We start from the raw sequence: 24,771 nt of genomic DNA on the forward strand, positions 1-24,771 counted from the left end.
CGGCGAAACATCATCAATCCTGACCTGCGGCGGCAAACTGCAAGTGGCCGGCTTCAAATCGGAACGCTGGCCGGCTTCAGATCGGAATAGGTGGCCGGCTTCCTATTGGAATGCGTGGCCGGCTTCGTCGGAATCCGCAGCAAGCCACCCCTTGGGTTCTTGAGGAACCGCCACTTGTCCGCCCACCAATCGGCAGGCATTGCTTCGCGCTGTGGACTCGCAAAGGTGAACCATCTGCGGTCGTTCTCATCGAGATTGATTGGCACGGCATTGTTCGAGAAGACCAGAAAGTGCGTCCTGTTCCGCACGTTCTCTTGTGGTCCGTATTTGAGGTTCACAAGCAGCGTGTCCTCTGACTGAAGCGTCTTCAGCTTGTCCGCAAAGCCATAGTTTCCGCCCTCGTAAAGCTCGCTGATGACCACGAGCGACGTGCCAGGGATGAACGAGTGGAAGCCCCCCTTCAAGGAATCTGAGGTGACGCTTTTGGTGTTCCTCTCGCCAACCATCCATTTGAGAGCGTCGGCTATGAAGTTCTTGCCAGCGCCTGTGAGTCCCGAAGTAAGCAACACCGAGACCGGCATCTTGACCTCTGGGTGGCAAACGAGGTGAGCGCACCAATCGAGGAAATATTCCCGCTCAGTGCCATGCTTCCCAAAGAACCTGTCGACCACATCAAGAAACCAGCGCGGCTCGTGGTAATTCTCCGACCTTGTCGCTTTGACAGTGGGCGCTGACCACAGATTGAAGGCCCGGCTTCCGTCCTCAAGCTCAACAATGCGAGGCTTGCTTGGATACGTGTCCCAAAAGTCCGCGATGAGCATCTTGGCTAGTGGTAGCTCTTGTCTGCGGCCTTTTCGGTACTGCTCAAAGCTTGCTTCAAGCCAAGGGTTAGTCACATCGGGCAGCTGGGGAGTCTTGTAAGTCATCCTAACTTGCTCATCCTTCCGACCGTAGCTCAGCACAGGCAGCGCCGTCCGAAACTCCGCGTCGATAGTTCTTTGGGCGGCACAGTCGGCCAGCAAGCCCTTATCAGTGCCCTTATCCCGATAGGTCCACTTCCCAGCGCTGGCGATGTACGTAAACTTCTTCGCTACCTTCTCCCAAAGCTCAACCATCATCTGTTGTTCTTCTTTGGAACCCGCCCGCACGGCCTCCCCAGATGCAAGCATACGTCGGGCTGTCTCTGCCGCGATTAATCTAGAGTGAGTTGCCATGTGTCGCTAACGTCCTGTGCGTTCTTCGCTATGCTGGATGGGGTGATAAGTGCGACTTCGATAGCCGCGTTCGCCAAGGTGGAGAGAGAATGTCTCCCTTGCGAGCTAACACTCGTTAGTCGCTCTAAGAGGTCGCGACGAACGTAAAGGCGTACACTCACTGTGTTTCGTCTGTTTGTCATGGTGTATATATTCCATTTTGTGGAGCAATTGGCCTGCTCACTTGGCGCTCTCCTGTCGGAGCCCTTCGGACTGGCCGAGATAAACCCTAAGCAACTCATCAAGCAGCATGGGGTTACTGGGGACGCCACCCATGGAGGCCGTCATGCGCTCCTGTGTGGTCACGAAGGCTTTGCGCGCGTCTCCAGCGAGGCGGACATAGAAGCCATAGAAAGGTGTGTTAGATTCGGCTCCGGCCTCTCGGCGGAACTTTCTGGTCATGTTCATAGTCATTGGTGTCTTTCATCCGACAAACAAAAAAGGACCCGCTAAAGGGGTCCAAGGGTGGCAGCTATCGGGGCCGCCAGGAGTGACAGGCACGTGAGGTAGCTCTGTTTATTCAAAAGGGACAACCTACGGAGGGCCGCGTTAGCTATCCCGTTGCTTTTACGGTGCTATTATTGCCTAGGGTACCAAAATTAGCCCCGATGCAAGATGGCGTCTTCAGGTGTGGTGTGGACTGCCCTAAGGCGGAAGAGGCTCCTAGGCGAAGCGGGCCGGAACTAAACCACTGAAATCAGCTAGTTTTCGGCCCAGGTGTCAAATGTTTCGCTGGAGCCTGATGGCGTGTCCAGAATGGAGGAGGCTAACCCTAAGGCGGGAGATGGTTACAGGCGAAGGAGGCTGGAGTTAACCTGCTGTTATCAGATAGTTTCCAGCCCTAAGGTCCGGTATTTATCCCAGTCCCTCCCGTTGCGTTCCTACAGGAGGCCGCGAGGCTTCCCGATATAACCCATTAGCCGATTTGCCCTCTCAAGGCCTTCCCTACGCAGCGGCCTCTTTGGCAGACTTTAGGACGCGATAGACCGACGCCACGCCTATCCCCAGCTTGGTGGCAATCGCTTCGCGCGACATACCCGCGTCTGTGAGCCGAATGATTTCATCCGCCTTGGCCCGCGCTGTGGGAGCCCTCCCTTTGTATTTCCCTTCGCCCTTGGCCTTCGCGATTCCCTCGCGCTGCCTCTCAAGCATAATTTCCCTCTCGAATTGAGCGATGGACCCGAGCAGGTTGATCATTAGGCGGCCTGTGGGAGTCGCTGTGTCCATTCCCATGGCGAGGACTCGCAGGGATACCCCCTTGGTCTCTAGGCGGCTCACAAGCTCTCCCAGGTGGCTCACGGAGCGCGCTAGACGGTCTAGCTTGGTCACAATCAGCACGTCACCCTCGCGAGCATAGTCGATGGCTGCTTCAAGCTCCTGACGTGGCCCCACGGAACTTGTCTGCTCGCTGAAGGTGCGCTTCACGCCTGCCGCCTTAAGGTCGCGCTCTTGGGCCTCCAAGCCCGCCTTCTGTTCCGAGGTCGAGGTACGCGCATAGCCGATGATCATTGTGTTTGTCCGCCCTGCCCAAGCCAATCATTAGGACCAAAGACATAGTGATAATTTCTTATCAAAAGTCAATAGGTATGTGTGTGATAGGCTCAGGGAGATATTCGGGACGAATCACAAGGGCTTGGTCTATTGATAGCGCCGCCTGAAACAGGCGCGGCGGCAAGGCGTTACAAAGTGGCGATTGGTAACCCAGCGGCAACCTAGGGGGCGGATAGGGGCCTCCCGGTCTTCCTTTTTGGACGTTCCGCCAGGAATCGACTTCAAAAGAAGGGGCCTAAAGCCGCCGTTGTTGTTCGTCATTCGCGTGGCGTGAAGGGGCAGCGGGGGCCGGGTGTGTCTGTCAGCCTAATGTTGTCAGACTGGTCAGCACAGGGCCGGTAGGGCGAGGCTTCCAGATGCAGCATCCGGGAAACTTGTTTGCTTATCTTTGCCTAGAGTGGTCGAAATCACACGCTTGATACCTTCACCTCAATGACGGGAATCGGCTCGAAGCCGACCTACGCGATAGTGTCACGGACGCTTCATGTCGCCCCACTGCAGCCGTCCGTCGGGTTAGGGCAGACGGCTGCTTATCGAGGTTGAGCCATCATTCTTCCCACTATTGTCTCGAAAGCGGAGAAGCCAGGCTCGTCAGCCAAGAACCCTTCGGGGCGTCGGCATAGCTGTACTCGCCGAAGGCCGAAGGTTGCGGCATGAGCATATCCCGCCACTCCTGCATTAGCCCAACATAGTTGAAATTCGTTGCGCTCGCGGGCGGGTCCGTTACGGTAATGATTTGCGCCGCCGAGGTCCCTGTCTCCCCAGTAGCGCTGTTTGATGCCGTTACTGTGAAGGTGTTCACCGGGTGGCCTTTTCCAGGGAAAGTCGAGTTCAGCACCAGATCGCTAATCGCCTGTCCGGCAGTACCGGCGGTTATCGTGAAGGTTAGCGTATCCCCCTTGCCGCGGCCATGCACCAACTGGCGGGTGACGGTATCGCCAGCAGGTGCTGTTATGGATTCGAAAAGCGGAACGCCGCTGATCTTCACCGAGAGCATATCGTCGGAATCAACTGGCGACGCCGTGATCCCCATTGAGGCTGGCTGGTTAGGCGACACACTGAGCTTATTCGGGGCGTTCAATGTCGGCGACTCCGCACCGGTGTCTGCCTCCTCAACCTGGGCAATTTCCACGTTGCCAGTGTGTGGGACCCAAATCGGACTCGATGGGTCACCAACTGTCTGTAGGTTGAAGGATATAGTTGAAGGATGCCCACTTACTGAGCCGCTTGTATCTTCAAAGCCCAATTCTTGCCAGACGAACCCTCCACCACTACCTCCAAAGTTGAATAAGAGGCCGCTGATTGTCGCTGACAAGTCCGTCCCAAACAACGAAAAAGGCTCCGTTCCCGTAATCGTCCAGGTGTAGGAGCCATTAGTCAAAGTCAGGTCCGCATTCGTGATATCAGTCTGGGACAAAACGCCCAAAGCCCCATCTGTTTGAATCGATCCCTCGACCGTGCCGGTCCCAACCGAGAGGTTTACATCGTAAGTGGTCATGGTTACGTCCTCCCATTTTGACAGCCATCATTGAAATCGAACCGAACACCTTTGGCGCCTTCTTGGATCTGCACCTCGGCAGGCGCAGGATAGGGGCGCTTGTTTTCTGGCGCGGATATTCGGGTGGAAGAGGCGTCCAAACTGGGTGTTGTTGGACTCGATACCTGGGTGGTCTTAGAAGTCGAACTCGCCCCTGTGGCGTTCAGAGATGTAATACCCTTAGTGGCGCCGTCTGCGCCGCCAGTGAAGCTATACAGTATGGTGGGGGTACTGGCGTAGCCACTGCCGGGCTTGAAGATCTCAAACACCGTTCCGGCGCCATACGGTCCGCCCCCATCTGTGGTGCCGAACAGGTCGCCGTTGGCGTCGGCGATCAGGCTGCCCAAGTGGGAGGCACCGTTTGGGCCGCCAGCGAAGCTCACCAAAGTTGTTAGGATCACCATGGCATCCTGTTATGCAGAGGTAAGCATAAATCTGGACGATCTGTCCTCGGCCTAGCTCAAGCCAGCTTATTATAGCATTAAAACCGGCGGAGTTATACCGCGCTGCTTCAGCATTGCGGCATCCATTCGCTATACCTTAAGTTTATAAACTATGGCGTTGCAGGCGCACGCGGAAAATATGGTCAAAAAAAGTCAAAAAAATAAAGCGTTGCGTTAGCCCCCACCCCCATGCCAGCGAAGATCACGATCACCGAAACGTGATCTTCGACTCGGCAAAATATCGGGAGTAAGTTGTTGGACTTGGTGGCCCAAGGCGCAGCCTGCATTTCGGAGGACGTATCGGGCCGAGCCACCTGCTGAAGGCCCTGCTCAGGTTCGGCTACTGTTCCTGCGGACCGGAAATGCTGCCTAAGTTCGCTTTGCGCCCAGCTATTCTCTCCGTCTACGACTTCGGCGGTGGTCCGCTGTCCGCCGTTTTGCGCCGTTTGCTGGCCCCAGCGGCCTGTCGAGGTCAGGTGATACATTTGGTGATACAAGCTAGTTTGACGATGTAGCATAACCGGGTAAGTTCAACGCTCTAGGGTTGATCGTCAGTCATCTAAGCGCCTCTCCTGGGCACCATAAAAAACCCCGCGAAAGCGGGGTTTTTTATGGCCTGAAGCGCGACAAGTCCGCGCTCAGAGCACGCGCCAGAACAGGGTCGCCCAGACCGTGCAGCCCAGAGCTGCCGCGACCGCGAAAGCCAGCGTCGCCGCAAGCTGGCGCGAGAGCGATTCGGTCTTGGTTCGCGCGATGCTCCAGCCGAGCCACAAGGCCCACAGGCCTGCGCCAATCAGTAGTCCCGCACGCAAGACTCCCACGAAAGGCAGGATGATTCCCTCCGCCTTGAGCATGGTCACGGTCAGCGAGGACAGGCCCAGGAAAACGCCGCAGGCTGCGACGGGAATCAGACCCTGCGCGAAATGATGGAAGCGCGCCCAGGACCATGCGCCGCAGGCCCGCGTCGCCACGGCGACGCAAAGGCTGAGCAACGCGCCCGCCGCAAGCGCAAAGCCGCCGATATAGATCAGCAGGACCAGGCCATCGAGCGGAGTCATGGTGTCGTTGAGAGCGGGATAATTGGTCAGGACATACCAGGGCAGCACCGGCTCCAGCGGCCAGATCAGGCCCCCGTCCACGATCCGGTCGGCCAGGGCCTGGCGGATCGCGACATAGATCGCCGAGGAGCTCCAGTGGAAGGCGGCGGCGGCGACGCCGAGCATGCCGAACAGGATCAGAGCGCTCTGCCATGGATTGGTCATTTCGCCCGCGACATGGACGATCTCATGACTGGGCGAGCGCCGCGCCAGCGTCACGGCGCCGCGGAAATCGCTGCACCGCCCGCACATGTGGCAGGTTCCGGCGCCGCGCATCGAGCGCACCGGCACCAGCGGCGCGCAATTTAGCACCTCCTGATGGCTGCCGCGCGGCTTGGGCCAATGCGCCCAGGCCTCGCGATCGACCCGGAAATGCAGCGGCGACATCTTGGCGAGCAGGTTGAACACGCCCGTGACCGGGCACAAGAACCGGCACCAGACGCGCTTGTTGCGCCCCCATAGATAGCCGACGCCGATCGCCGCCACGGTCGAGCCGCCGAGCACCAGCAGCGCCGGGCCCGGATATTGATAGACGCTGGTCATCTGGCCGTAGATCGTCGTCAGGACGAAGGCGATGAAGGGCCAGCCCTTCCATTGCAGCCAGCCCGGGATGGCGCCGCCGCGCCCATGTTCGGCCGCGCGTTCGCTGAGCGCGCCTTCCGGGCAAAGCAAGCCGCACCACAGCCGCCCGACCAGCACCATCGAGACCAGCACGAAGGGCCACCAGATGCCCCAGAACACGAATTGCGCGAAAAGGGTGACATTCGTCCAGATATGGGCGGCGCCCTGCGGCAAGGGCAAGATAGCAGGCACGACCAGCAGCCCGACGTAAACGCCGACGACGCCCCATTGCAGGCGTCGAATGAGCTTCTGATGATCGTGCAGCCAGGTTCCGAGCCGCGCGAGGGCGGCGTCGATCCGATCCGCGCGCGCCTCGGCGGCGCTCACCGCGACGCGGTCTGAGGCCGATACAACAGCCATACCATGGCCCCCCAATAAGCAAGGAACACGATCAGTTCGGTCAGGTCCGGACGCGCGCGCCAGCCGGTGAGCGAAGAGAACATGCCGCCGATCCCACCGCCGTCCGAGAGCAGGCCGGAAGCGTCCCAGAGACGGCCGGACAGGCGCGGCAGGAACCCGAGCGCAACGAGATTATCCGCCGCCGTCAGCAGCAGCGCACCGGCCAGCAGCAGCAACATGACTTCCGTGATGCGGAAGAACACGCGCCAGGATAGGATGCGGCTGCCCCATTGCAGCGCGAGATAGCTCAGCACCGCAAGGCCGAGGCCCGCCAGCGCCGAAAGGCCGGCGGAGACAAGCGCGGCGCCGTGCGCAGCCGAAAGCGTGCCCGCGAGGAAGACCACGGTTTCGCCGCCTTCGCGCGCCACGGCGATGGCGGCGAGCGTGAACACGCCCCACCAGTTCGAAGTGTCGGCGGCCTGCTGGAGCGCGCTTTCAAGATCGCGCTTTAGCGTGCGCCCGTGGCGGCGCATCCACACCACCATCTGCACGATCAGCCCGGAAGCGACCAGCATGAGCAGGGTCTGGAACAATTGCTGGCGGTCGTCGTCGAGCTGGTCGCCGAACAGGATCAGCGCGGCGCCCAATGCGGCGGCGCCGAGCAGGCCCGCGCCGACGCCGGCCCACAGAAAGGCGCGGCCGCGCGTGCGGCCTTCTTCGCCCCGTTGTCCGAGCCAGGCCTGCAAAATGCCGATGACCAGCAACGCCTCGATGCTCTCGCGCCAGACGATGAAGACGACATTGCCGAACTGACCCACTTTTTTCTCCTTACAAACCCTGCTGGACGAACCTTATTTGGCGACCAGCACCGCCGGCGGCGCGTCCGGGTGGAAATCGTCGAAGAAATCATATTCGCCCGGGTCGAGACCGCGAATGACGAGGGTGGTGGTCGCGCCGGGCGCGAGCACCTTCTCCTTGCGCAATTGCTTGCTTTCGAATTCCGCCGGCCCCTGGCCCTTGTTCACCAGTTCGATCTCGATGGTCTTGTTGGCGGGCACTTCGAGCCGTTGCGGCTCGAACTTCCCGTCATTGAACTCGATGCGAAAACTCGGCGCGTCCTCGGCGCGCGCCGAGGCGAGCGGCGCGGAGGCCAGAACGAGAAAGCTGAGAAACGCGGCGAATTTCATCTCAATAGGCGCCCTTCTTGCCGGTGCCGGCATAGGTGAATTCATAAACGGCGTCGAACGGCTTGAACCAGGGGCCAACGCCTGTTTCCTTATCGACATGGCGGCCGAAATGCGCGTGGGGATTGGCGTCCGGGGGCGCGATATGCAGCGTCAGCTTATAGCGGCCCGCGCCCATCAACTTGACATTGTCGCCGTAGTGCGGACCGTCGTCCGCCACCATCGGCATGAAATCGCCCGTGCGCTTTTCCTCCGAGCCTTCCTTTGTCAGTTCATAGCCGATGACGAGATAGGGAATCCAGTCGCCCTTGGCGAAGCCGTTGGGATTTTCCTTGCCGGCATGAATATCGGCTTCGAGATGAACGTCGGACTCCTTGGCGTCGCGCATCATGCCCGCCGGCTCCATCTCGATCGGCTGGAGATAGACCGCGCCGATCTCCATGCCGCCGACGGATTGCGGCTTGCCAACGGGAGTTTCCTTGGCGAAGGCGAAAGAACCGGCTGCAAGAAGGGTGGCGGCGGCGAGGCAGGCTTTAAGCGACACGAATTTCATGGGTTGAACTCCTTTTCCGCCAGTTTCAACTTCGGCCGCCGACGCGCAATTAAATCCGGCTTCTTTAGAAAATTTCTAATTTCGCTCCCCGGCTTTCGCGCAAGGCCGCGTTCAAGGCGGCGTCAAGCTCTGCGGCCTCGATCTCTGACACGACCGGCCCCGAGGCGTGGATGAGAAAACAGCGCACGGGCTTGCCGGGGTAAAGCTGGGCGACCGCCGCGCGATAAAGCGCGAGCTGCGCGGCATAGACCGCGCGCCGATCCGCGCGCGGCGCGCCCATCTTGTAATCCACGAGCCAGACGCCGGCTGGCGTTTCGGCCATGCGGTCGATGGAGCCCGCAATATCGACGAAGCCGCCGCCCGGCCGGGGCAGCCGCGCGGCGATCCGCGCTTCGGCGATAGATTTCGCGCCAAACAGAGGCGCAAGGCGCGGATCGTCCAGAATGGCGAGCGCGGCGCCCGTGAGCTTTTCCGCCCGCTCCGGCGCAAGCCCCTGCGCGGCGAGATCGCGCAAAGCGGCCTCACGCCGGGCGTCCTGCGGCAGGTCCGGCAGGAATTGCAGCAGGCGATGGGCGAGACGCCCCTCTTCCAGCGCCTGAGCGCGCTGCGGCGACAGCGCCGATTCGTCCGCGAGCGCCTGATCGGCGCCCTCAAGCGCGCTTGACGGGCGCAGGGGCGGCGCGGCGGCGGCTTCAGCGGGCGCGGGCGCGAACAGCCAGGCGGGTGGCGACGCGACGGGTTGCTCCGACGCGGGGAAAGCAGCGGCCAAAGGCGCCGCGGGCGCGGTTTCGGGCTGCCCGAAACGCAGCACCTTATCCTCCCCGCCCCAGGGCGCGGGCGCCTCGGTCGCGCCCTCAAGCAAAGCAAATTCGATGAAGGCGCGCCAGCTTTCGGGCGAGATCGCCCGGGCGCCGCGATGGCCGGCGATATAGAGCCGCTCCTCGGCGCGGGTCATGGCGACATAGAGCAGGCGGCGATATTCCTCGCCCGCCGCCTCGCGCCGCGCCGCGCGCGACGCCGCGACGGCGGCGCAATCGAGATCCTTCTTCGGCGACCAGGCGAGAAGCGAATCGCCCTGCGCGGAGGCCAGCGCAAACAGCGACCCGTCGCGATTGCCGACAGGCGCCGCGCAAACGTCGGGCAGGAACACGATCTTGGCCTCGAGCCCCTTGGCGGCGTGAACCGTCATCACGCGCACGAAAGACGAGGTGAGGTCCATGTCGCGCTTGATCGAAACGTCCAGCGCCGCGACTTCGGCAAGAAAGGCGGCGAGCGAGGGCGCGCGGGCGCTCTCATGGGCCAGAGCGAGATTGAGGAATTCGTCAAGCGCGTCGCCGGCCTCGGGGCCAAGCCGCGCGAGAAAGGCCCGCCGCCCGCCGCGCGGGCCGAGCAGCCGGGCGTAAAAGGCGAAGGGCGGCAGAGTCCGGCCCATCTGGCGCAGCAAGTCGAGCTGGGCGCAGGCGGCCTGATATTTCTCTTCCGTGGAGGCCCGCAACGCGTCATGCAGCGACCCCGTCCGCCCCGGCGCGAGGCGGATCAGGTCGTCGTCGTCAAAGCCGAACAAGGGCGTCTTGAGCACCGTGGCGAGGGTGAGATCGTCTTCGGGGAGCAGCGACGCGCGACCGATGGCGGCCAGGTCCATCACCGCGATATGTTCGGCGAGCTTCAGCCGGTCGGCGCCCGCCGCCGGTACGTGTTTTTCGCGCAAGGCCCGGATCATGGCGTCGAAAAAGGCGTCGCGGCGGCGCACCAGAATCATGATGTCGCCGGGACGAACCGGGCGGCGCACACCGTTTTCAAACACTGTCTCGCCGGAGCCCGGCTCCAGCCAGAGCCGGATCGTCTCGGCTATGCGCCGGGCCGCCGCGACCGGCGGATCGGCCTCGTCGCGGAAATCGAGCGGCAGGCGCCAGTCTCGGCGCTCCTCCTTGTCGCCCGGCGCGATCACGTCCCAGATTTCGACCCGCGACGGCGCCTCGCGTTTCCACGCCTCGTGAACCGTGCGGACATTGTCTTCCTGCGCGGAAAGGCCGCGAAAATGTTCGGGGAAGGAAAAGACCTTGTCCACCGCTTCGAGCACGCCCGGCGCCGAGCGGAAGGAGAGCGTCAGCAGTACCGGCTCGAAGGGCTTTTGTGCGCCAAGGGCCTTTTTCTGGAATTCTTTCTGCTTGCGCGCGAAGAGCGCGGGCTCGGCGCCCTGAAAGGAGAAGATCGACTGTTTCTCATCGCCCACCGCGAAGAAGCTGCGCGCGCGCCGCGCCTGCCCTTCGCCCGTGAAAAAATCTTCGGAGATGCGGTCGAGAATTTCCCATTGCGCGGCGCTGGTGTCCTGCGCCTCGTCGACCAGAATATGGTCGATCCCCGCGTCGAGTTTCTGTAGCGCCCAGCGCGCGGAGGAGCGCGACAGCAAGGCGCGGGTGCGGGAGATGAGATCGTCGAAATCGAGCATTTGCCGCTCGGCCTTCAGCGCCTCGTAGCGGTCGAGAATGGCGTTGACGAGCAGGCTCAGGGCGAGGCTGCGCTCGGCGGTTTCGGCCGCTTTCATTTTTTCGCGCAGGCCGAGCAATCGCAATTGCTCGCGCTCCAGCCCCGCGAGCTGGTCCGGGCGGGCCTTGGCAAGATCGCCCGTCAGCAAGCGTTTGGCCGGTTCGCCCTTGCCCGTGAAAAAAACGCTGAAAAGCGCCGCGCGCGCCTCGTCGAAGCGGCCAGCCTTCCAATGGCGATGGGCCTGCTCGAAACCGCTCGCATTGTCATTGTCCGTCTTTTTACCGCCGCGCAGGAAGGCGGCGAAATCGAGCCAGCTTTCCGGCCCGCCTCCCCCATCCAGCATCTCGGCGCGCAAGGCCTCCGGCGTGTCGCCAGGCGCGAGCCCCAGCGCGGCGCGCAAGGCTTGCGGCGTCTCGGCGCGAAAAAACGCGCGCCGCCCCAGCGCCTCCTCAAGCAATTTGTCGAATACCAGCCCGGCGTCCTGCGCGACCCGCTCCAGAGCCGCGCCGAGTTTTGCGTCGCGCTCGGCCCGCGCCAGCACGTCGCGGCGCGCCCGCGCGATCAATTGCTGCTGTTCGACATCCTCGACCACGACGAAACCCGCCGCGACATTGGCCTCGAAAGGGGCGGCGTGAAGCACGCGCTCGCAAAAGGCGTGCAGCGTCTGGATTTTCAGGCCGCCCGGCGTCTCGACCGCGCGCGCGAAGAGTTTTCGCGCGAAATCCAGCTCCTCCTTCCGCTCCGGGCGCGGCGCGCCGGTCGCCGCAATCGCCGCCGCCAGCGCCTCGTCGTCGAGCGCGGTCCATTCCGCCAGCTTCTGGAACACGCGCTCGGCCATATTGGCCGCCGCCGCCTTGGTGAAGGTGAGGCACAGAATGCGCCCCGGATCGTAATGCGCCAGCAGCAGGCGGATCACCCTTTGCGCCAGCACATGGGTCTTGCCGGAGCCGGCATTGGCCGAAACCCAGGCCGAATTGAGCGGGTCCGAGGCCTTCGCCTGCCGCGCCCGGGTGTCGTCCGGAATGGGCCGCGCGCCGCTCATGTCTCGTCCCCGCCCTCGGCGGCGCCAGAAGCCGACCATTCCCGCGTACGGGCGAGGTGGTCGTAATCATTGTAGCGCAAGGCGAATTGCGGGAAGGGCCGCGCTGGATAGCCACGCGCCGGATCGCGGAAATCGTTCAGGAGCCGGACGAGTTCGTCGCAATGACCCGCGACCAGTTCAGCGAAGGGCTTTTCCTTGGCGTTGTCGAACCCGCGCGCCTTGGCGCCGCCCCCGCCGACCGGCACGTAAAAGGCGTCCGACACCTCGCGCGCGGGAACGCCGCGGAAGGCGCCGCGTTCGATCATGGCGGCTTCCAGCGTGAGTTGCGGCGACCAGCCGGCGCGCACTTCCTTGTCGGAGGGCGGGCGACCGCTCTTGTAATCGGCCACGGCCGCCGTGCCGTCCTTCAACAATTCGATGCGGTCCGCCTTGGCGGTGAGCGCAAAGTCCGAGCCATCCTCAAGCGGAATGGTCAACCGTCCGCCGACCTCGACGGCGAGGCTCTCGATTTGCGGACGCCGCTCCGCTTCAAAGGCCAGAAAGATATCGAGCCCTTGCAAAAGGCGCGGCCAGCGGAAGGCGAGAAATTCCGGGTCGTCCATGAAATCCGCCAGTTTTTCCCGCGCCAGCGCGACAAGTTCTTCGCGCGCATCGGGCGGCAGCGATCCGACGGGATGAAGCCGGCAGAATTGCTCCAGCGCGTCATGCAGCGCCGTGCCGATTTCGCGCACGCCCGGCGCCTGATCGAGCTCCGGCAGCGGCAGAAGTCTCAGGATGAATTCCGCATAGATCGCGTAGGGATCGCGGCGCAGGGTTTCGATCCGGGTCACCGAGAGTTTTTGCGGGCGCAAGGCGAGCGGCGGCGCCGGCGCCGGACGCGAAAGCGGCGCGGCCAGCTTTGCGGCGTCAAGCTGGCGCGCGAAATCGAGCCAGATTTTTCCACGCGCGCGCAAATCCGCGAAGATCGCCGCGCCCGCCAGCGCCTCCATGCGCTGGAGAAAGCGCGACGGATTGGTCGGCGAGCCGCCGCGTTTCTTCGCGCGGCTCAGCACCACTTCCGGCGAACCGAAACCTTGCGCGAAATCATGGGCGGTCTGGCCGATGCGCCGCTCCGGCGACGACAGTCCAAGCTGCGCGCGCATCGGGCGGTTGAGGAAACAATCCGTCTCGCCGCGCGGCGGCCAGATCGTTTCGTCCAGCCCCGCCATGACCAGACGGTCGACGCCGATCAGGCGCGCTTCGAGCAGGCCCAGAATTTTGAGGCGCGGATGCGCGCGGGCCGGACCGCGCAGGACCTGCTCGCCGATCAACGCGTCAAAGAAGGCAGCATAGCTTTCCGCATGGAAGGTGAAGACCGCATTGGCGAAATTTTCCAGCTCCGCAAACAGCCGCTCAAGCGCAGCGCCGTCCTCTCCCGCAGGCAGCGCAGCCTCGTCGCCCGCCACGATCAGGCCGAGAGCCTTGCGGTGCGCGGCGAGCCAGGGCTTCAGCCCCGTCTCGCCCGCTTGCGCCAGCGCCTGCAAGGGCGCGAAGGCGGCGTCGAGCCTTTCCGCAAAATCCCGCAGCGCCGTCCAATCCTGCGCCGAAATTTCCTTCTGGCGCGGATGCGCGTGGTCGTCCTGCGCCGCCGCCTGCGCCGGGGCGATGCGGTCGCGCCAGAACATGCCGCCCGCCTCCGCGCGCAAAACGCCAAGCTCGAACTGGTGCGCCAGACGCTCGGCGTCGTCGCCGAAGCCAAGCGAAAAATCCGGATGCGACAGCAACGCCGCCCAATCGGCGCCAGCGCCTGAAAGCGCCCGCAGAATCAGCCGCGCGATCACCCCGGCCCTTGAGGCGGCGAGCGCGAAGCCGCCGGAATCGTCGATCTCGACATTCCAACGCAGCAGCTCGGCGCGCACGCGCTCGGCAAGGGCGCGGTCCGGCGTCACCAGAGCCGCCGTGCGGTCCTTGTGCTCCAACGCCTCGCGCAGGCAGGCGGCGATGGCCAGGGCCTCCTCGCGTTCGTCCGCGGCCTCGATCAGCGCCACATCGGCGAGAGCCGCCTCCACCGCGCCGGGCGCCTGCGCGGCGCGCCAATGTGGCCACAGATCCGTGGTGTCCGCCGGGCGAAAAGCCTCGGAGACGAAGGTGTCGCGTGCCGCGAGCGCGCCGCTCGGCGCTCCAAGCGTCATGACGTCCTCGCGCAAAATTCCGATGGTCTCGATCAGGCGCTTGAGAAAGGCTTGCGGATGGGTCGCGCAAGGCTCTTCCTCGCCTTGGATCCCGGCGAAGCTCGCATCGTCGAGATGAAGGTCCAGCCCCGGCAGAACCACCGCGCCCTGCTCGGCCCGCGCAATCGCCGCCAACAGCCGCGCCGTCACGATGTTCGAGCCGGTCGAACCAATCGCAATGACGGGATCGCCCTCGCCCGCAACATTCCTGATCGCGCGCTCGATCAGGGCCTGCTGGCGCCGCGCCGGATCGACGAAGCCGCGCGCCTCCTGCAACGCCGGCCACGCCTTGATCGCGATGTCGAGAAACTTCAGCGTGATCCGCCAATATTCATCGAATTCGCCGCCGAGTTTTTCAAGACCCTGCCAGGCGACGTTTTCGATGATCATCTCGTCGATCAGCGCGGCGAGTTCGCCCGACAGGCGCCAGGCGTCGGCGGGATGAGAGGCGACAAACAAGGTTTCCGGCGCGTGGTGGATCGCGCCGTCGGCGTCGATCGAGACAATGGCCTGTTTGAGCTGACGCGCCCAGGCCAGAATCAGCTCGCCCAATATCATTCGCCGCTCGATGTCCCCGGCCGCGCGCGGCAGTTCGGGATCGAGCGGATTGTCGAGGCCGGCCTCGCCACTCTCGCCGTCGAGCGCGCCAAGCGGCAGGATTCGCGGCAGCAGAACGGCCGGAACGTCGCTCAGCCGGGCCAATTCGGCGGCGAGCGCGCGACCCGCGCGGCGCGTCGGCACATAAATTTTCGCTTTGGCAAGAGCCAGCGGGCCGGACTCGCGCGACAGGCCGGGAACGACCCGCCCGTCGAGCAGCGCGCGCGCGAAAACCTCAAGAAACGGCGCGCCGGGGGGAATTGTGAAAACGCGCGGCGCCAAATTTCAATCCTTCGCGGCCTGAGGCGAAACCATATCGCGCCCTTGCGGGCCGGAATAGGCGCCTCACACAGTGGTCGCGGCCGCGTAAACCTGTTCGGCGTCCTCGATCGCCTCGGGGGAGCCGACGTGAAGCCAGCGGCCCTTGAGCGGCAGGCCGAACAGGCGGCCGCGCTCGGCGGCGGCGAAAAAGAAAGGCGCGAGGCGGAAGGGCTCCAGCGGACAGCCTTCGAACAAGGACGATTTCATGATCCCGACGCCGCTATAAACAAAGGGCGCCGCCTCGCCCGGCGCGGGCCGCGACAGACGCCCCGCCGCGTCGCGGAAAAAATCGCCGCGCCCTTCCACGCCGAGGCTCGTCTTCATATCGGCAAGCAGCAGCAGCACATCCATTTTCGCGCCGTCCCAGGCGCGGGCGAGCCGCGCGACCTGCGGCTCCGGCTCGTCGACCCAGAGCGCGTCGGTGTTGCAAATGAAGAAGGGCTTGCCGCCGAATTGGTCGAGAACCTTGACGACGCCGCCGCCCTGATCGAGCAGCGTGTCACGCTCGTCCGATATTTTTATGCGCGGCGCCCGGCGGTCGCGCAGATGGTCCTCGACCTGATCGGCCAGCCAGTGAACATTGACGATGGCCTCGCGCACGCCGGCGTCTTCGAGCCGGTCGAGCGTGTGGTCGAGCATGGTCCTGCCGCCGATCCGCACCAGTGGCTTGGGCAGCGTCAGGGTGATCGGACGCATCCGCGTGCCGAGGCCCGCGGCGAAGACCAAAGCTTTTTCCGGCCCCGCGCTCATGCCGAGTCCTCCGGCGCGAACAGCTGGGGCAGATATTGCTCGAACCAGGCTTTCAGATCGGCGAGCGCCGGATGGCCGAGATTCTTCTTGAGATAGGATTTTACGCGCGGGATATGCGCGAGATAGGCCGGCTTGCCGTCGCGCTTGTCGAGCCGGGCGAAGATGCCGAGGATTTTGCTCGCGCGCTGGGCGCCCATGATCGCATAGGCCGCCGCGAAGGAGGCCATGTCGAATTCGGGCTGCGCCTTCTTGCGCGCCAGCGCATAGGCGCCAAGCAGCTTCAGCTCCAGCTCGTCCGACACCGTCACCCGCGCATCCTGCAACAGCGCGACGACATCATAGGCCGGCGGGCCGAGCACGCAATCCTGGAAGTCGATCACGCCGACGCGCTGGACGCCCTGACGGCCCTGCAGCCAGAGCAGGTTGGGCGAATGATAGTCGCGCAGCGTCCAGGTCGCGGGCTCGGCGAGCGGACGGGCCAGAACCGAGCGCCAGGCGTTTTCATATTGCGCCCGCGCGCCAGAGGCGAGCTGAAGTCCGGCGATATGCGGCGCATACCATTCGACCAGCAGCTCCACCTCGATCAGCAAAGCTTCGAGATCATAGGGCGGAATCCGATAGGTCCCGCCGGAATAGATGATGTCGCGCGGCAAGTCGCGGGCGTGCAATTGCGCGAGCAGCAGCGCGGCTTCCGCATAGCGATCGGGGATCGGCCCCGCGCTCCCGGCGACGCCCTCCGCGCCGAGATATTCCAGCACGGCGAGGCCGACCTCGAGATCGGCGGCGAAAATGCGCGGCGCCGAAAAGCCCTGCGCGAGCAGCGCCTCGTCCATGGCGACGAAAGGCCGGATGTTCTCGGCGAGATGGGCCAAAGCGCTATAGGGCTTGCCGCCGCGCACCGGCGGGCCGTCGGGCCGGGGCGGCGAGATCATCAGCACGGCCTTGTCGCCGTCCGGTTTGACAAGAAGCTCATAGGCGCGCGTCGACGCGTCGCCCTGCATGTGAATGCGCTCGGCATCGTCCCAGCCGCAGCGTTCCAGCAGGGCTTGCGCGCCGCGAAGGCGGATCAGGCGGCGCGCGGCGGCGCCATGGCCCACGATCTCGGCGCGGCGGAAATCCGGCCCGCGTCGCGAATCGGCGAAAAGCGCGATATCGAGGCGATCGGCCGACAATGCCGAACCCGCGCGCTCCGCCCATTCGACCAGCACCAGCGCGCCCTCGGCGGCCTCGTCCCAGCCCAGCTCGGCCAGCTCCGAGGGGTCCTTCACCCGATAGAGATCGGCGTGGACGATGGGAAAGGCCTCCGAATCATAGACCTGCATCAGAGTGAAGGTCGGGCTCGGCGCCTCCAGCTCCGGATCGCCGGTCAGACGGCGGATCATGGCGCGGGCGAATGTGGTCTTGCCCGAGCCCAGATCGCCGCTCAGCGTCACCAGATCGCCGGCGCCGACCATGCCGCCCAGTTCGACGGCCAGGGCGCGGGTGGCCGCCTCATCGGGCAAATCGACCCGCCAGACCGGCTCGTTCATGCCCCGCCCTCCGCCAAAGCCCGGTCTTGCGGGCGATCCTCGACAGCGTCGGCGCGAAGGGGAATGACGCAGGTCACCACCGTGCCCTCGCCCGGCGCGGAATCGATCCGCACCTCGCCGCCATGCAGCTCGACGAAGGCGCGCACGATAGAAAGTCCAAGGCCGACGCCGCGATGGCGCGAATTGAGCGTGTGGCTCTCGAAACGGCCGAACACCTTGTCGAGCAATTCCGGCGGGATGCCTCGCCCGCAGTCGGACACCTTGAAGACGATTTCGCTCTCGCGGCGCAGCGCCGCGAGCGTGACGGTCTGGCCCGGCTCGGAAAAGCCGATGGCGTTGGACAGCAGATTGAACAGGATCTGCCGGACGCGCTGGCCGTCGGCGCGGAAAGAGCCGATGTTGGGGTCGGCGACGATGGACAGCTCGACATGGGATTCCGCCAGCCGGTCCTGCAAGCCCTCGGCGGCCTCGCGGATCGTGCGCTGGATATCGACGTCGCCGAGCTGCAATTCCATGGCGTCGCGGTCGATAGTCGCCAGATCGAGAATGTCATTGATGATCGCGAGCAAGGCGGCGGAGGATTTCAGGACATAACCGGCATATTCCTGCTGCTTGTCATTGAGCGGGCCGACGCTGTCGTCCCCGAGCAGCTGGATGAAGCCGATGATATTGGTGAGCGGCGAGCGCAGCTCGTAGGACACGTGGTGGACGAAATCATTGCGCAATTGCTCGGCGGCGAGCAGGGCCTGATTGCGTTCTTTAAGGGCGCGCTCGACATTCACGCCGTCGGTCACGTCGATGAAGGTCAGCAGCGTGCCGCCGTCCGGCAGCGGCGCCGCCGCGCAATCGACAATGGCCCCATCGGTGCGGTTCATGCGGCGCTCGAAACCCATGCGAACGGCATGGAGCCCCGCGATCACGCTGCGCAGGTCCGACCAGGCCGCGTCGTCCGGCAGCAGCGGCTTGCAGGCCGCCGCCACGCCGTCGATATGCGGCCGCTCCGCCAGCATGGCCACCGGCAGGCGCCAAATTCGCCCGAAGGCCGGATTGCACAATTTGAGCCGCCCATCGGCGCCGAAGACCGCAACGCCTTCCTGAAGCGCGTCGAGCGTCTCGCTCTGCACCCGCGCCAAAGAATTATATTGCGACTCCAGATTGTAGCGCTCGGTCACGTCGTCGAACAGATAGGTGACGCCGCCCTGCGGATTCGGGTCAAAGGCGATGCGCAGCGTACGCCCGTCAGGCAGATGCCAGATCTGCGGCGCCGGGTCGATGCTTTGATAGACGTTGTGCAGCGCGGTTTTCCAGGCGCGATAATCTGCCTGTTCCGGCAGCCGCCGCGCGGCGCGCAGCCGGTCGAGAATTTGCGAGTCGGTCGGGTTCTGGTCGAGAAAGGCCTGATCCAGCGACCACAAATGCCGATAGGCGGCGTTGGCGAACACCAGTTTCTTGGCGCGATCGAAGATCGCCACGCCAGTGGAGAGCTGGTCCAGCGTGCGGATATGCGATTCAACCTGCCGCGCGTGATCGGCGCGCAAGGCCTCCAGTTCCGCAAGATCTTCCGCTATGCCGCCGGCGCCGTCCGGCAGTGGCGCGTCGAGCACGTCCATCATCCGCCGCACGCCCGCGACTACGACATTTTCGCGCCGCTGCCAGATATTGCCGCCCTGCCGGGCTCGCGCCGCCGATTCGCGCGCCGAACTTTCGAGCAGCTCCAGCTCGCGCGCGACGGCGTCCATCGGATCCCTGGCGTCCACGGCGCGGGCGTAGGCTTCGTTGACCCAGTCGAGCTTCTGGTCGGGGCCGCGCGTCCACACGGGATGAGCGGAGAGATCGAGCAGGCCGCGCAGCGTTTCGAGCTGCGCCATCTGCTGGGCCTGAACCTTGCGCAGCCGCACCAGCTCCAGCCGGTCGCCGGACACGTCGCGGACGCGCAGCACGACGCGGCTGCCAATGGCGCGGCCCTCAGCCTCGAGATGGCGGCCGCCCTGGCTGACCAGATCCTGCCGAAAGCCCTGTCCGCGCTCGCGCAGCAGGGCGACATTGGCCTCCAGCGCCTGCGCCTGGTCGGCGGGCAGCCAGGCGCCGAAGCCCAGCACGCGGCGCGGCAGCGGCGCGTCAAGAACCAGGCTCACATCGCCTTCGATCTCGGGTTCGCCATGGGCGCCGCCCCAGACGACCACAAATTGCGTTTCGGCGGCGAGAAAGGCGCGGGCGCGCTCCATCTGCTGGCGCAAATGGTCGACTTCGCCGGTCAGCTCCGCTTCGCGGCGCGCCCAGCGCTGCCGTCCGGTGAGATGAAGAAGCGCGGTAATGGTCGAGAAAACGACGAGTCCGGCGCCCAGCGACAGGCCGACGAGGCCGCCGGCGTCCTCGAAGCCGAAGGCGGGGGCGGCCTGCGCGCCCGCCGCGCCGGAAACGACCAGCGTCGAAACGGCCGAAAGCCAGCGCGCAAAGCGCAGGCGCGCACGCGGGCGGCGACCTGTCTGGCTTCCTCTTTGCGGCATGGACCGGGAGTCTCCTTCCCCCACAGGGCGGAGCCTGTGCGAATCACTCGAATTTACTCTCTGGATTCTTGGTTAAGAAAGGGGAACGAAAAAGAAAACGCCTCCGGCGGGAGCCGAAGGCGCAGAATCATGCAAGGGCGCCACAGGGCGTGGCGTCGAAAAGGCTCAGTAGCGGTAATGCTCCGGCTTGAACGGGCCTTCCGTGGGCACCGAGAGATAGGCCGATTGCGCGGGGGTCAGCGCCGTCAGCTTCACGCCGATCTTGCCAAGGTGAAGCTTGGCGACCTTCTCGTCGAGATGCTTGGGCAGGGTGAAGACCTTTTTGGCGTAATGGCCCGGTTTGGTCCACAATTCGATCTGCGCCAGCGTCTGGTTGGTGAAGGAGGCCGACATCACGAAGGACGGATGGCCGGTCGCGTTGCCGAGATTCACCAGACGGCCTTCCGACAGCAGGATGATGCGCTTGCTGTCGGGGAATTCGATCTCGTCGACCTGCGGCTTCACATTATGCCATTTCAGGTTGCGCAGCGCGGCGACCTGAATTTCGGAGTCGAAATGGCCGATGTTGCAGACGATGGCGCGGTCCTTCATGGCGCGCATATGGTCGATGGTGATGACGTCAATATTGCCGGTCGTCGTCACGAAGATGTCGGCGCGCGGCGCGGCGTCCTCCATCGTCACCACTTCATAGCCTTCCATGGCGGCCTGAAGGGCGCAGATCGGATCGATTTCCGAGACCAGCACGCGGCAGCCGGCGTTGCGCAGCGAAGCCGCCGAGCCCTTGCCGACGTCGCCGAAGCCCGCGACCATCGCCACCTTGCCGGCCATCATCACGTCGGTGCCGCGGCGGATGCCGTCCACCAGCGATTCGCGGCAGCCATAGAGATTGTCGAATTTCGACTTGGTGACCGAATCATTGACGTTGATCGCCGGCCACAGCAGCTTGCCTTCCTTCTCCATGATGTAGAGACGGTGGACGCCCGTGGTGGTCTCCTCGGTCACGCCCTTGATGGCGGCGGCGCAGCGGCCATAGAATCCCGGATTGGCCTTGAGGCGCTTCTTGATCGCCGCGAAGAGGACTTCCTCTTCTTCATTCGTCGCCTTGTCGAGGAAGGCGGTGTCGCCCTGCTCGGCGCGCAGGCCGAGATGGATCAGCAGCGTGGCGTCGCCGCCGTCGTCGAGGATCATGTTCGGCGTGCCGCCGTCGCCCCATTCGAAAATGCGGTGGGTGTAGTCCCAATATTCTTCGAGGCTCTCGCCCTTGATCGCGAAGACCGGCGTGCCAGCGGCGGCGATGGCGGCGGCGGCGTGGTCCTGGGTCGAGTAAATATTGCACGACGCCCAGCGGACATCGGCGCCGAGCGCCTGTAGCGTCTCGATCAGCACGGCAGTCTGGATGGTCATATGCAGCGAGCCGGCGACGCGGGCGCCTTTCAGCGGCTGGCTGGCGCCATATTCGGCGCGCGTGGCCATCAGGCCCGGCATTTCCGTTTCGGCGATGGCGATTTCCTTGCGGCCCCAATCGGCGAGGTCGATGTCGGCGACGACATAATCATGGGTGAGATGGCTGGCGTTCATGACTTTCCCATCCTGTTGCGGCTGGCGGCTTGAGATTGGCGGCTTCTATAGCAGCCGCGCCGCCGACAGGCAATAAAGATATAAGCAACTCTTTATATGATGTCATTCCGGATCGCGCGACCGCTGGGCAGCGCGGAAATTCAGAGCCTTTTCTCCGATGTTCAGGCCAAGCTGAAAACTTTCGGCGATGCGGTGGGCGCGGGCGATGAAAAAGCGCGCCCCATCCGGCGGCAGAACGTCGCGCGCCGTCTGCTCGAACAGGCCCAGCCAGATTTTGAAATGCTCTGGCTCCAGGCCAAGCGCCGCATGGGCCGGCAGAGGCCGCCCTTCATAGCGTCCGGTCCGCAGGCCGATCTGCGACCAGAAATCAGTCAGGCGAGCGATATGTTCTTCCCAATGTCCGGCCAACCGCGCCTCGAAAATCGGGCCCAATAACGAGTCGGATCGGGCGCGCGAATAGAATTCACGCACCAGACGCTCCACCATTTCCTCGGTCAGGCCCGGCGGCGGCTCTTCAACGGCGGCGGAGCGTATCGCGAGGGGGTGCGGCATCTTATTGTCCTGAAACATTTTTCCGGTCCGGGCGCGGCGGCCCGCCGGGCGCGAAAAAATTGGTTTGGCGCCGCCTGAGACACTTTGCTACATGGAGGGGCGTCCGGATTCAATTTATTTGGGATCCGACGCATCTCCCGGCGACATCGGATCGCGCGCCTCAGGGCCGCCCGAGCGACGAACGGGATTGCCGACCGCAACCAGGGGTGCGCCATTGACTTCGGTTTCGAATGACCAGCCGACGATGATCAACGACATTCTCGATGTCATCGCCACCGAGGGCATGATTCCTCGTGAAAAGCTTCAGGACGACGCGACGATCGAAAGCCTCGGCCTGAAATCCATCGACATTGTGATGATTTTGACCGCCATCGAGGAAAAATTCGACGTCTATATCCCGATGGACGGCTCTTTCCAGGAGGCCACGGACCTCAAGGGCCTGGTCGAGGCGATCAGCGCCCATATCCTGAAGGAAAAAACCGAGAAATGAGTTCCAGGCGAGTCGTAGTCACCGGGATGGGCGCCGTTTCGGCGGCCGGAATCGGAGCCCAATTCCTGTGGCGTGCGGCGCGCGACGGCACGCCCTGCACCGGCCCGCTGATCGTGCGCGAGCCCTATGGCGGCCGCATCCGCATTTCCGCCCAGGTCCGCGACTTCGATATCGAGGCTCTGCTCGGGCCGCAACTGGCGCCTTTCGCCGATCCGTTCACGGCTTACGCCATTGTCGCCGCCGACGAGGCGCTGGCGCAGGCCGGGCTCGACCCCAGCGAACGTCAGGGCTCGCGCTGCGCCTCCCTGCTCGGCACGGGCGCGGGCGGAATGCGCACCTGCGACGACGGCATCTATAACGTCTATTTCGCCAACAAGCGGCCAGACACGCTGACGGTGCCCAAGCTCATTCCGAGCGCCGGCCCGACCCAGATTTCCATGCGCTATGGCGCGACCGGGCCCTGTTTCGCCCTCGCCAGCGCCTGTTCTTCGGGCAGCCAGGCGGTCGGCCTCGCCGTGCAGATGATCCGCGCGGGCATGATCGACCGCGCCATTGTCGGCGGCTCGGAGGCCTGCGCCACCAATGGCTCCATGCGCGCCTGGGAATGTTTGCGCGTGCTCACGCCCGACCTCTGCCGACCCTTCGCCAAGAACCGCAACGGCATGGTGCTCGGCGAAGGCGCCGCCATGTTCGTGATCGAGGCCGAGGAGGTCGCTTTGGCGCGCGGAGCCACGCCGCTCGCGGTAATCGCTGGCTATGGCACCAATACCGATGGCCTCGACCCGGTGCGCCCGGACGCGGCCAGCGCCGCCGCCTGCATGACCATGGCGCTGGACGACGCGGGCCTCGCGCCGACCGACATCGATTACGTCAACGCCCATGGCACGGCGACGGTGATGAACGATGTGACCGAGGCCGAAGCCCTCAACCGCGCCTTCGGCGATTATTGCGCTGATCTTCCCGTCTCCTCGACCAAGCCCGTGCATGGCCACGCCATGGGCGCAAGCGGCGCGCTGGAGCTGATGATCTCGATCATGGCCTTGCGCGAACAGGTCGCCCCGCCTAATCTCAACACCGAGATTCAGGATCCAAAATGCGCGATCCGGCTGGTCGGCCCGACCGCGCTGCAAATGCCGATCCGCGCGGTGCTGTCGAATTCGCTTGCGTTCGGCGGCATCAACGCCTCGCTGATCGTGACGCCTCACGCCCAGGCCTGAGACATGAACGCGACGCCGCTCGTCCAAAATATGGGACCGTTGCGCGCAACGGCGTCGCCGGACGTCGTCGCCGCCTTCCGGCGCGCGACGGGCTGGCGCGAGGCCGAGGGGCTTCCGCCCGCCAGCTTCCCGGTCATCGTGATGAACCTGCCGGAAATCGGCGGGGCGGTGCGCTCCGCCGCGCAGGAAATCGGCCTGCCGGTGCACGAGGCCCAACATTTCGAATATGTGCGGCCGATCCAGCTCGGCGAAAGCTATGACCTCATGCTGGAGTTCCGGCGCGAGCTGGAGCCCGCGCGGCTGATCGTCACTGCGGAAGTCTTTGACACCGAGGGCATCCGCGTCGGCCGCATCGTCTCCACGCTGCGCCTGATCGACCCCGCGACCGTTCCCGGAGCCGCCCGACCATGACGGCTTCCAATTCCGCCCCACCCGCGCCGCGCGTCGGCGAAAAGCTTCCCCCACGGACCATCGGCCCCTTCACCATCGCTGATCTGGCCGAATATGCGGCGGTTTCCGGCGATTCCAACTTGCTGCATCTCGATCTCGCCTTCGCGCAGGGCTTCGGCTTTTCCGCCCGCCCCGTCCACGGGATGAAGCTGCTCGCCGCCTTCGAGCCGATGTTGCATGACTGGCGCCCTGAACTCACCATCATCGGGCTGACCGGACAATTCCTGACGCCCGTGCTGGAAGGAGAGACCGCCTCCCTGACCGCGCGGGTCGTCAAGCTCGACGAAGCGGACAAACGTTTCGTCGCCGTCCTGCGGCTGATCGCTCATACGGCGAGCGGAGCGCCCGCCCTGATGGGCGAGGCGCGCCTGACGCCGGCCGGCGGCTGATCGCCGACAGCGCCTTGGCCGGAGGGACGCTCTTTGAGGCTCCTCTTTGGCGAGGTTCGCTTTGGAGAAGAGTC

21 protein-coding genes are annotated in these 24,771 nt (G+C 64.3%); 4 read left to right on the forward strand and 17 right to left on the reverse strand.

Going from position 1 to position 24,771, the window contains the following annotated elements; genetic code table 11:
* Positions 1-53 precede the first annotated feature (53 nt).
* The 17 genes from QZ409_RS12695 to QZ409_RS12775 all read right to left on the reverse strand — a co-directional run bounded on the left by QZ409_RS12695 (position 54) and on the right by QZ409_RS12775 (position 22,151).
* Positions 54-1,118 carry a primase-helicase family protein gene (locus QZ409_RS12695; RefSeq protein ID WP_296711707.1) on the reverse strand — a complete coding sequence of 355 codons (1,065 nt, stop codon included), beginning with the start codon at positions 1,116-1,118 and terminating at the stop codon, positions 54-56.
* A gap of 315 nt (positions 1,119-1,433) precedes the next feature.
* Positions 1,434-1,667 carry a hypothetical protein gene (locus tag QZ409_RS12700; RefSeq protein WP_296711710.1) on the reverse strand — a complete coding sequence of 78 codons (234 nt, stop codon included), beginning with the start codon at positions 1,665-1,667 and terminating at the stop codon, positions 1,434-1,436.
* A 531-nt stretch (positions 1,668-2,198) separates the two neighbouring features.
* Positions 2,199-2,762 carry a recombinase family protein gene (locus tag QZ409_RS12705; protein ID WP_296711716.1) on the reverse strand — a complete coding sequence of 188 codons (564 nt, stop codon included), beginning with the start codon at positions 2,760-2,762 and terminating at the stop codon, positions 2,199-2,201.
* 601 nt (positions 2,763-3,363) lie between these two features.
* Positions 3,364-4,302 carry a hypothetical protein gene (locus tag QZ409_RS12710; protein WP_296711718.1) on the reverse strand — a complete coding sequence of 313 codons (939 nt, stop codon included), beginning with the start codon at positions 4,300-4,302 and terminating at the stop codon, positions 3,364-3,366.
* A gap of 2 nt (positions 4,303-4,304) precedes the next feature.
* Entirely contained in the window at positions 4,305-4,688 is a 384-nt protein-coding gene (locus QZ409_RS12715; RefSeq protein ID WP_296711721.1) for a hypothetical protein, read from the reverse strand.
* A gap of 239 nt (positions 4,689-4,927) precedes the next feature.
* Positions 4,928-5,269: a hypothetical protein gene (locus tag QZ409_RS12720; protein ID WP_296711725.1), complete on the reverse strand. Its 342-nt coding sequence runs from the start codon at positions 5,267-5,269 to the stop codon at positions 4,928-4,930.
* Positions 5,270-5,422: 153 nt separating this feature from the next.
* Positions 5,423-6,862 (reverse strand): 4Fe-4S binding protein, encoded by a 1,440-nt coding sequence (locus tag QZ409_RS12725; protein ID WP_296711727.1) that lies wholly within the window; start codon positions 6,860-6,862, stop codon positions 5,423-5,425.
* On the reverse strand, positions 6,826-7,659 hold the full coding sequence (locus QZ409_RS12730; protein WP_296711730.1) for an FTR1 family protein: 834 nt from the start codon (positions 7,657-7,659) through the stop codon (positions 6,826-6,828). The genes QZ409_RS12725 and QZ409_RS12730 overlap by 37 nt, the downstream gene beginning before the upstream one ends.
* A gap of 33 nt (positions 7,660-7,692) precedes the next feature.
* Positions 7,693-8,028, reverse strand: a complete 336-nt coding sequence (locus QZ409_RS12735; protein WP_296711734.1) for a cupredoxin domain-containing protein — start codon at positions 8,026-8,028, stop codon at positions 7,693-7,695.
* Between the two features lies 1 nt (position 8,029).
* Positions 8,030-8,578: an iron transporter gene (locus QZ409_RS12740; protein WP_296711737.1), complete on the reverse strand. Its 549-nt coding sequence runs from the start codon at positions 8,576-8,578 to the stop codon at positions 8,030-8,032.
* Between the two features lie 64 nt (positions 8,579-8,642).
* Entirely contained in the window at positions 8,643-12,107 is a 3,465-nt protein-coding gene (gene addA / locus QZ409_RS12745) for a double-strand break repair helicase AddA (RefSeq protein ID WP_296711740.1), read from the reverse strand.
* Positions 12,104-15,196, reverse strand: coding sequence for a double-strand break repair protein AddB (addB, locus tag QZ409_RS12750; protein ID WP_296711742.1), 3,093 nt, complete (start codon positions 15,194-15,196; stop codon positions 12,104-12,106). The genes addA and addB overlap by 4 nt, the downstream gene beginning before the upstream one ends.
* A gap of 63 nt (positions 15,197-15,259) precedes the next feature.
* Positions 15,260-15,985 (reverse strand): nucleotidyltransferase family protein, encoded by a 726-nt coding sequence (locus QZ409_RS12755; protein WP_296711746.1) that lies wholly within the window; start codon positions 15,983-15,985, stop codon positions 15,260-15,262.
* A complete protein-coding gene (gene tsaE, locus QZ409_RS12760; protein WP_296711749.1) occupies positions 15,982-17,514 on the reverse strand; it encodes a tRNA (adenosine(37)-N6)-threonylcarbamoyltransferase complex ATPase subunit type 1 TsaE in 1,533 nt (510 codons plus the stop codon). Before tsaE ends, QZ409_RS12755 begins: the two co-directional genes overlap by 4 nt.
* On the reverse strand, positions 17,511-20,021 hold the full coding sequence (locus QZ409_RS12765) for a PAS domain-containing sensor histidine kinase (protein WP_296711751.1): 2,511 nt from the start codon (positions 20,019-20,021) through the stop codon (positions 17,511-17,513). The genes tsaE and QZ409_RS12765 overlap by 4 nt, the downstream gene beginning before the upstream one ends.
* Positions 20,022-20,186: 165 nt before the next feature.
* A complete protein-coding gene (ahcY, locus tag QZ409_RS12770) occupies positions 20,187-21,599 on the reverse strand; it encodes an adenosylhomocysteinase (protein WP_296711754.1) in 1,413 nt (470 codons plus the stop codon).
* 102 nt (positions 21,600-21,701) lie between these two features.
* Complete coding sequence (locus tag QZ409_RS12775; RefSeq protein WP_296711756.1) at positions 21,702-22,151, reverse strand: group III truncated hemoglobin; 450 nt, start codon at positions 22,149-22,151, stop codon at positions 21,702-21,704.
* 214 nt (positions 22,152-22,365) lie between these two features.
* On the opposite strand from QZ409_RS12775, the gene QZ409_RS12780 reads away from it, so the two are divergent.
* From QZ409_RS12780 to QZ409_RS12795, 4 genes are read left to right on the forward strand one after another with little or no spacing between them, the layout of a single operon-like run.
* Positions 22,366-22,641 carry an acyl carrier protein gene (locus QZ409_RS12780; RefSeq protein WP_342394842.1) on the forward strand — a complete coding sequence of 92 codons (276 nt, stop codon included), beginning with the start codon at positions 22,366-22,368 and terminating at the stop codon, positions 22,639-22,641.
* Positions 22,638-23,858: a beta-ketoacyl-[acyl-carrier-protein] synthase family protein gene (locus QZ409_RS12785; RefSeq protein ID WP_296711758.1), complete on the forward strand. Its 1,221-nt coding sequence runs from the start codon at positions 22,638-22,640 to the stop codon at positions 23,856-23,858. Before QZ409_RS12780 ends, QZ409_RS12785 begins: the two co-directional genes overlap by 4 nt.
* Positions 23,859-23,861: 3 nt before the next feature.
* The gene (locus QZ409_RS12790) at positions 23,862-24,269 is read left to right on the forward strand and encodes a hypothetical protein (protein WP_296711759.1); all 408 of its coding nucleotides are present in this window, start codon (positions 23,862-23,864) and stop codon (positions 24,267-24,269) included.
* Entirely contained in the window at positions 24,266-24,697 is a 432-nt protein-coding gene (locus QZ409_RS12795) for a MaoC family dehydratase (protein ID WP_296711760.1), read from the forward strand. Before QZ409_RS12790 ends, QZ409_RS12795 begins: the two co-directional genes overlap by 4 nt.
* The last annotated feature ends 74 nt before the right edge of the window (positions 24,698-24,771 follow it).

The organism is Rhodoblastus sp. (assembly GCF_019449565.1).
Classification (GTDB): Bacteria; Pseudomonadota; Alphaproteobacteria; order Rhizobiales; family Beijerinckiaceae; genus Rhodoblastus.

What these genes read in the sequence shown, in the direction of transcription:
- QZ409_RS12695 (WP_296711707.1), bottom strand. Translation starts at nt 1,118, where the DNA reads ATGATGGTTGAGCTTTGGGAGAAGGTAGCGAAGAAGTTTACGTACATC.
- QZ409_RS12700 (WP_296711710.1), bottom strand. Translation starts at nt 1,667, where the DNA reads ATGACTATGAACATGACCAGAAAGTTCCGCCGAGAGGCCGGAGCCGAA.
- QZ409_RS12705 (WP_296711716.1), bottom strand. Translation starts at nt 2,762, where the DNA reads ATGATCATCGGCTATGCGCGTACCTCGACCTCGGAACAGAAGGCGGGC.
- QZ409_RS12710 (WP_296711718.1), bottom strand. Translation starts at nt 4,302, where the DNA reads ATGACCACTTACGATGTAAACCTCTCGGTTGGGACCGGCACGGTCGAG.
- QZ409_RS12720 (WP_296711725.1), bottom strand. Translation starts at nt 5,269, where the DNA reads ATGTATCACCTGACCTCGACAGGCCGCTGGGGCCAGCAAACGGCGCAA.
- QZ409_RS12725 (WP_296711727.1), bottom strand. Translation starts at nt 6,862, where the DNA reads ATGGCTGTTGTATCGGCCTCAGACCGCGTCGCGGTGAGCGCCGCCGAG.
- QZ409_RS12735 (WP_296711734.1), bottom strand. Translation starts at nt 8,028, where the DNA reads ATGAAATTCGCCGCGTTTCTCAGCTTTCTCGTTCTGGCCTCCGCGCCG.
- QZ409_RS12740 (WP_296711737.1), bottom strand. Translation starts at nt 8,578, where the DNA reads ATGAAATTCGTGTCGCTTAAAGCCTGCCTCGCCGCCGCCACCCTTCTT.
- addA (WP_296711740.1), bottom strand. Translation starts at nt 12,107, where the DNA reads ATGAGCGGCGCGCGGCCCATTCCGGACGACACCCGGGCGCGGCAGGCG.
- QZ409_RS12755 (WP_296711746.1), bottom strand. Translation starts at nt 15,985, where the DNA reads ATGAGCGCGGGGCCGGAAAAAGCTTTGGTCTTCGCCGCGGGCCTCGGC.
- tsaE (WP_296711749.1), bottom strand. Translation starts at nt 17,514, where the DNA reads ATGAACGAGCCGGTCTGGCGGGTCGATTTGCCCGATGAGGCGGCCACC.
- QZ409_RS12765 (WP_296711751.1), bottom strand. Translation starts at nt 20,021, where the DNA reads ATGCCGCAAAGAGGAAGCCAGACAGGTCGCCGCCCGCGTGCGCGCCTG.
- ahcY (WP_296711754.1), bottom strand. Translation starts at nt 21,599, where the DNA reads ATGAACGCCAGCCATCTCACCCATGATTATGTCGTCGCCGACATCGAC.
- QZ409_RS12775 (WP_296711756.1), bottom strand. Translation starts at nt 22,151, where the DNA reads ATGCCGCACCCCCTCGCGATACGCTCCGCCGCCGTTGAAGAGCCGCCG.
- QZ409_RS12785 (WP_296711758.1), top strand. Translation starts at nt 22,638, where the DNA reads ATGAGTTCCAGGCGAGTCGTAGTCACCGGGATGGGCGCCGTTTCGGCG.
- QZ409_RS12790 (WP_296711759.1), top strand. Translation starts at nt 23,862, where the DNA reads ATGAACGCGACGCCGCTCGTCCAAAATATGGGACCGTTGCGCGCAACG.
- QZ409_RS12795 (WP_296711760.1), top strand. Translation starts at nt 24,266, where the DNA reads ATGACGGCTTCCAATTCCGCCCCACCCGCGCCGCGCGTCGGCGAAAAG.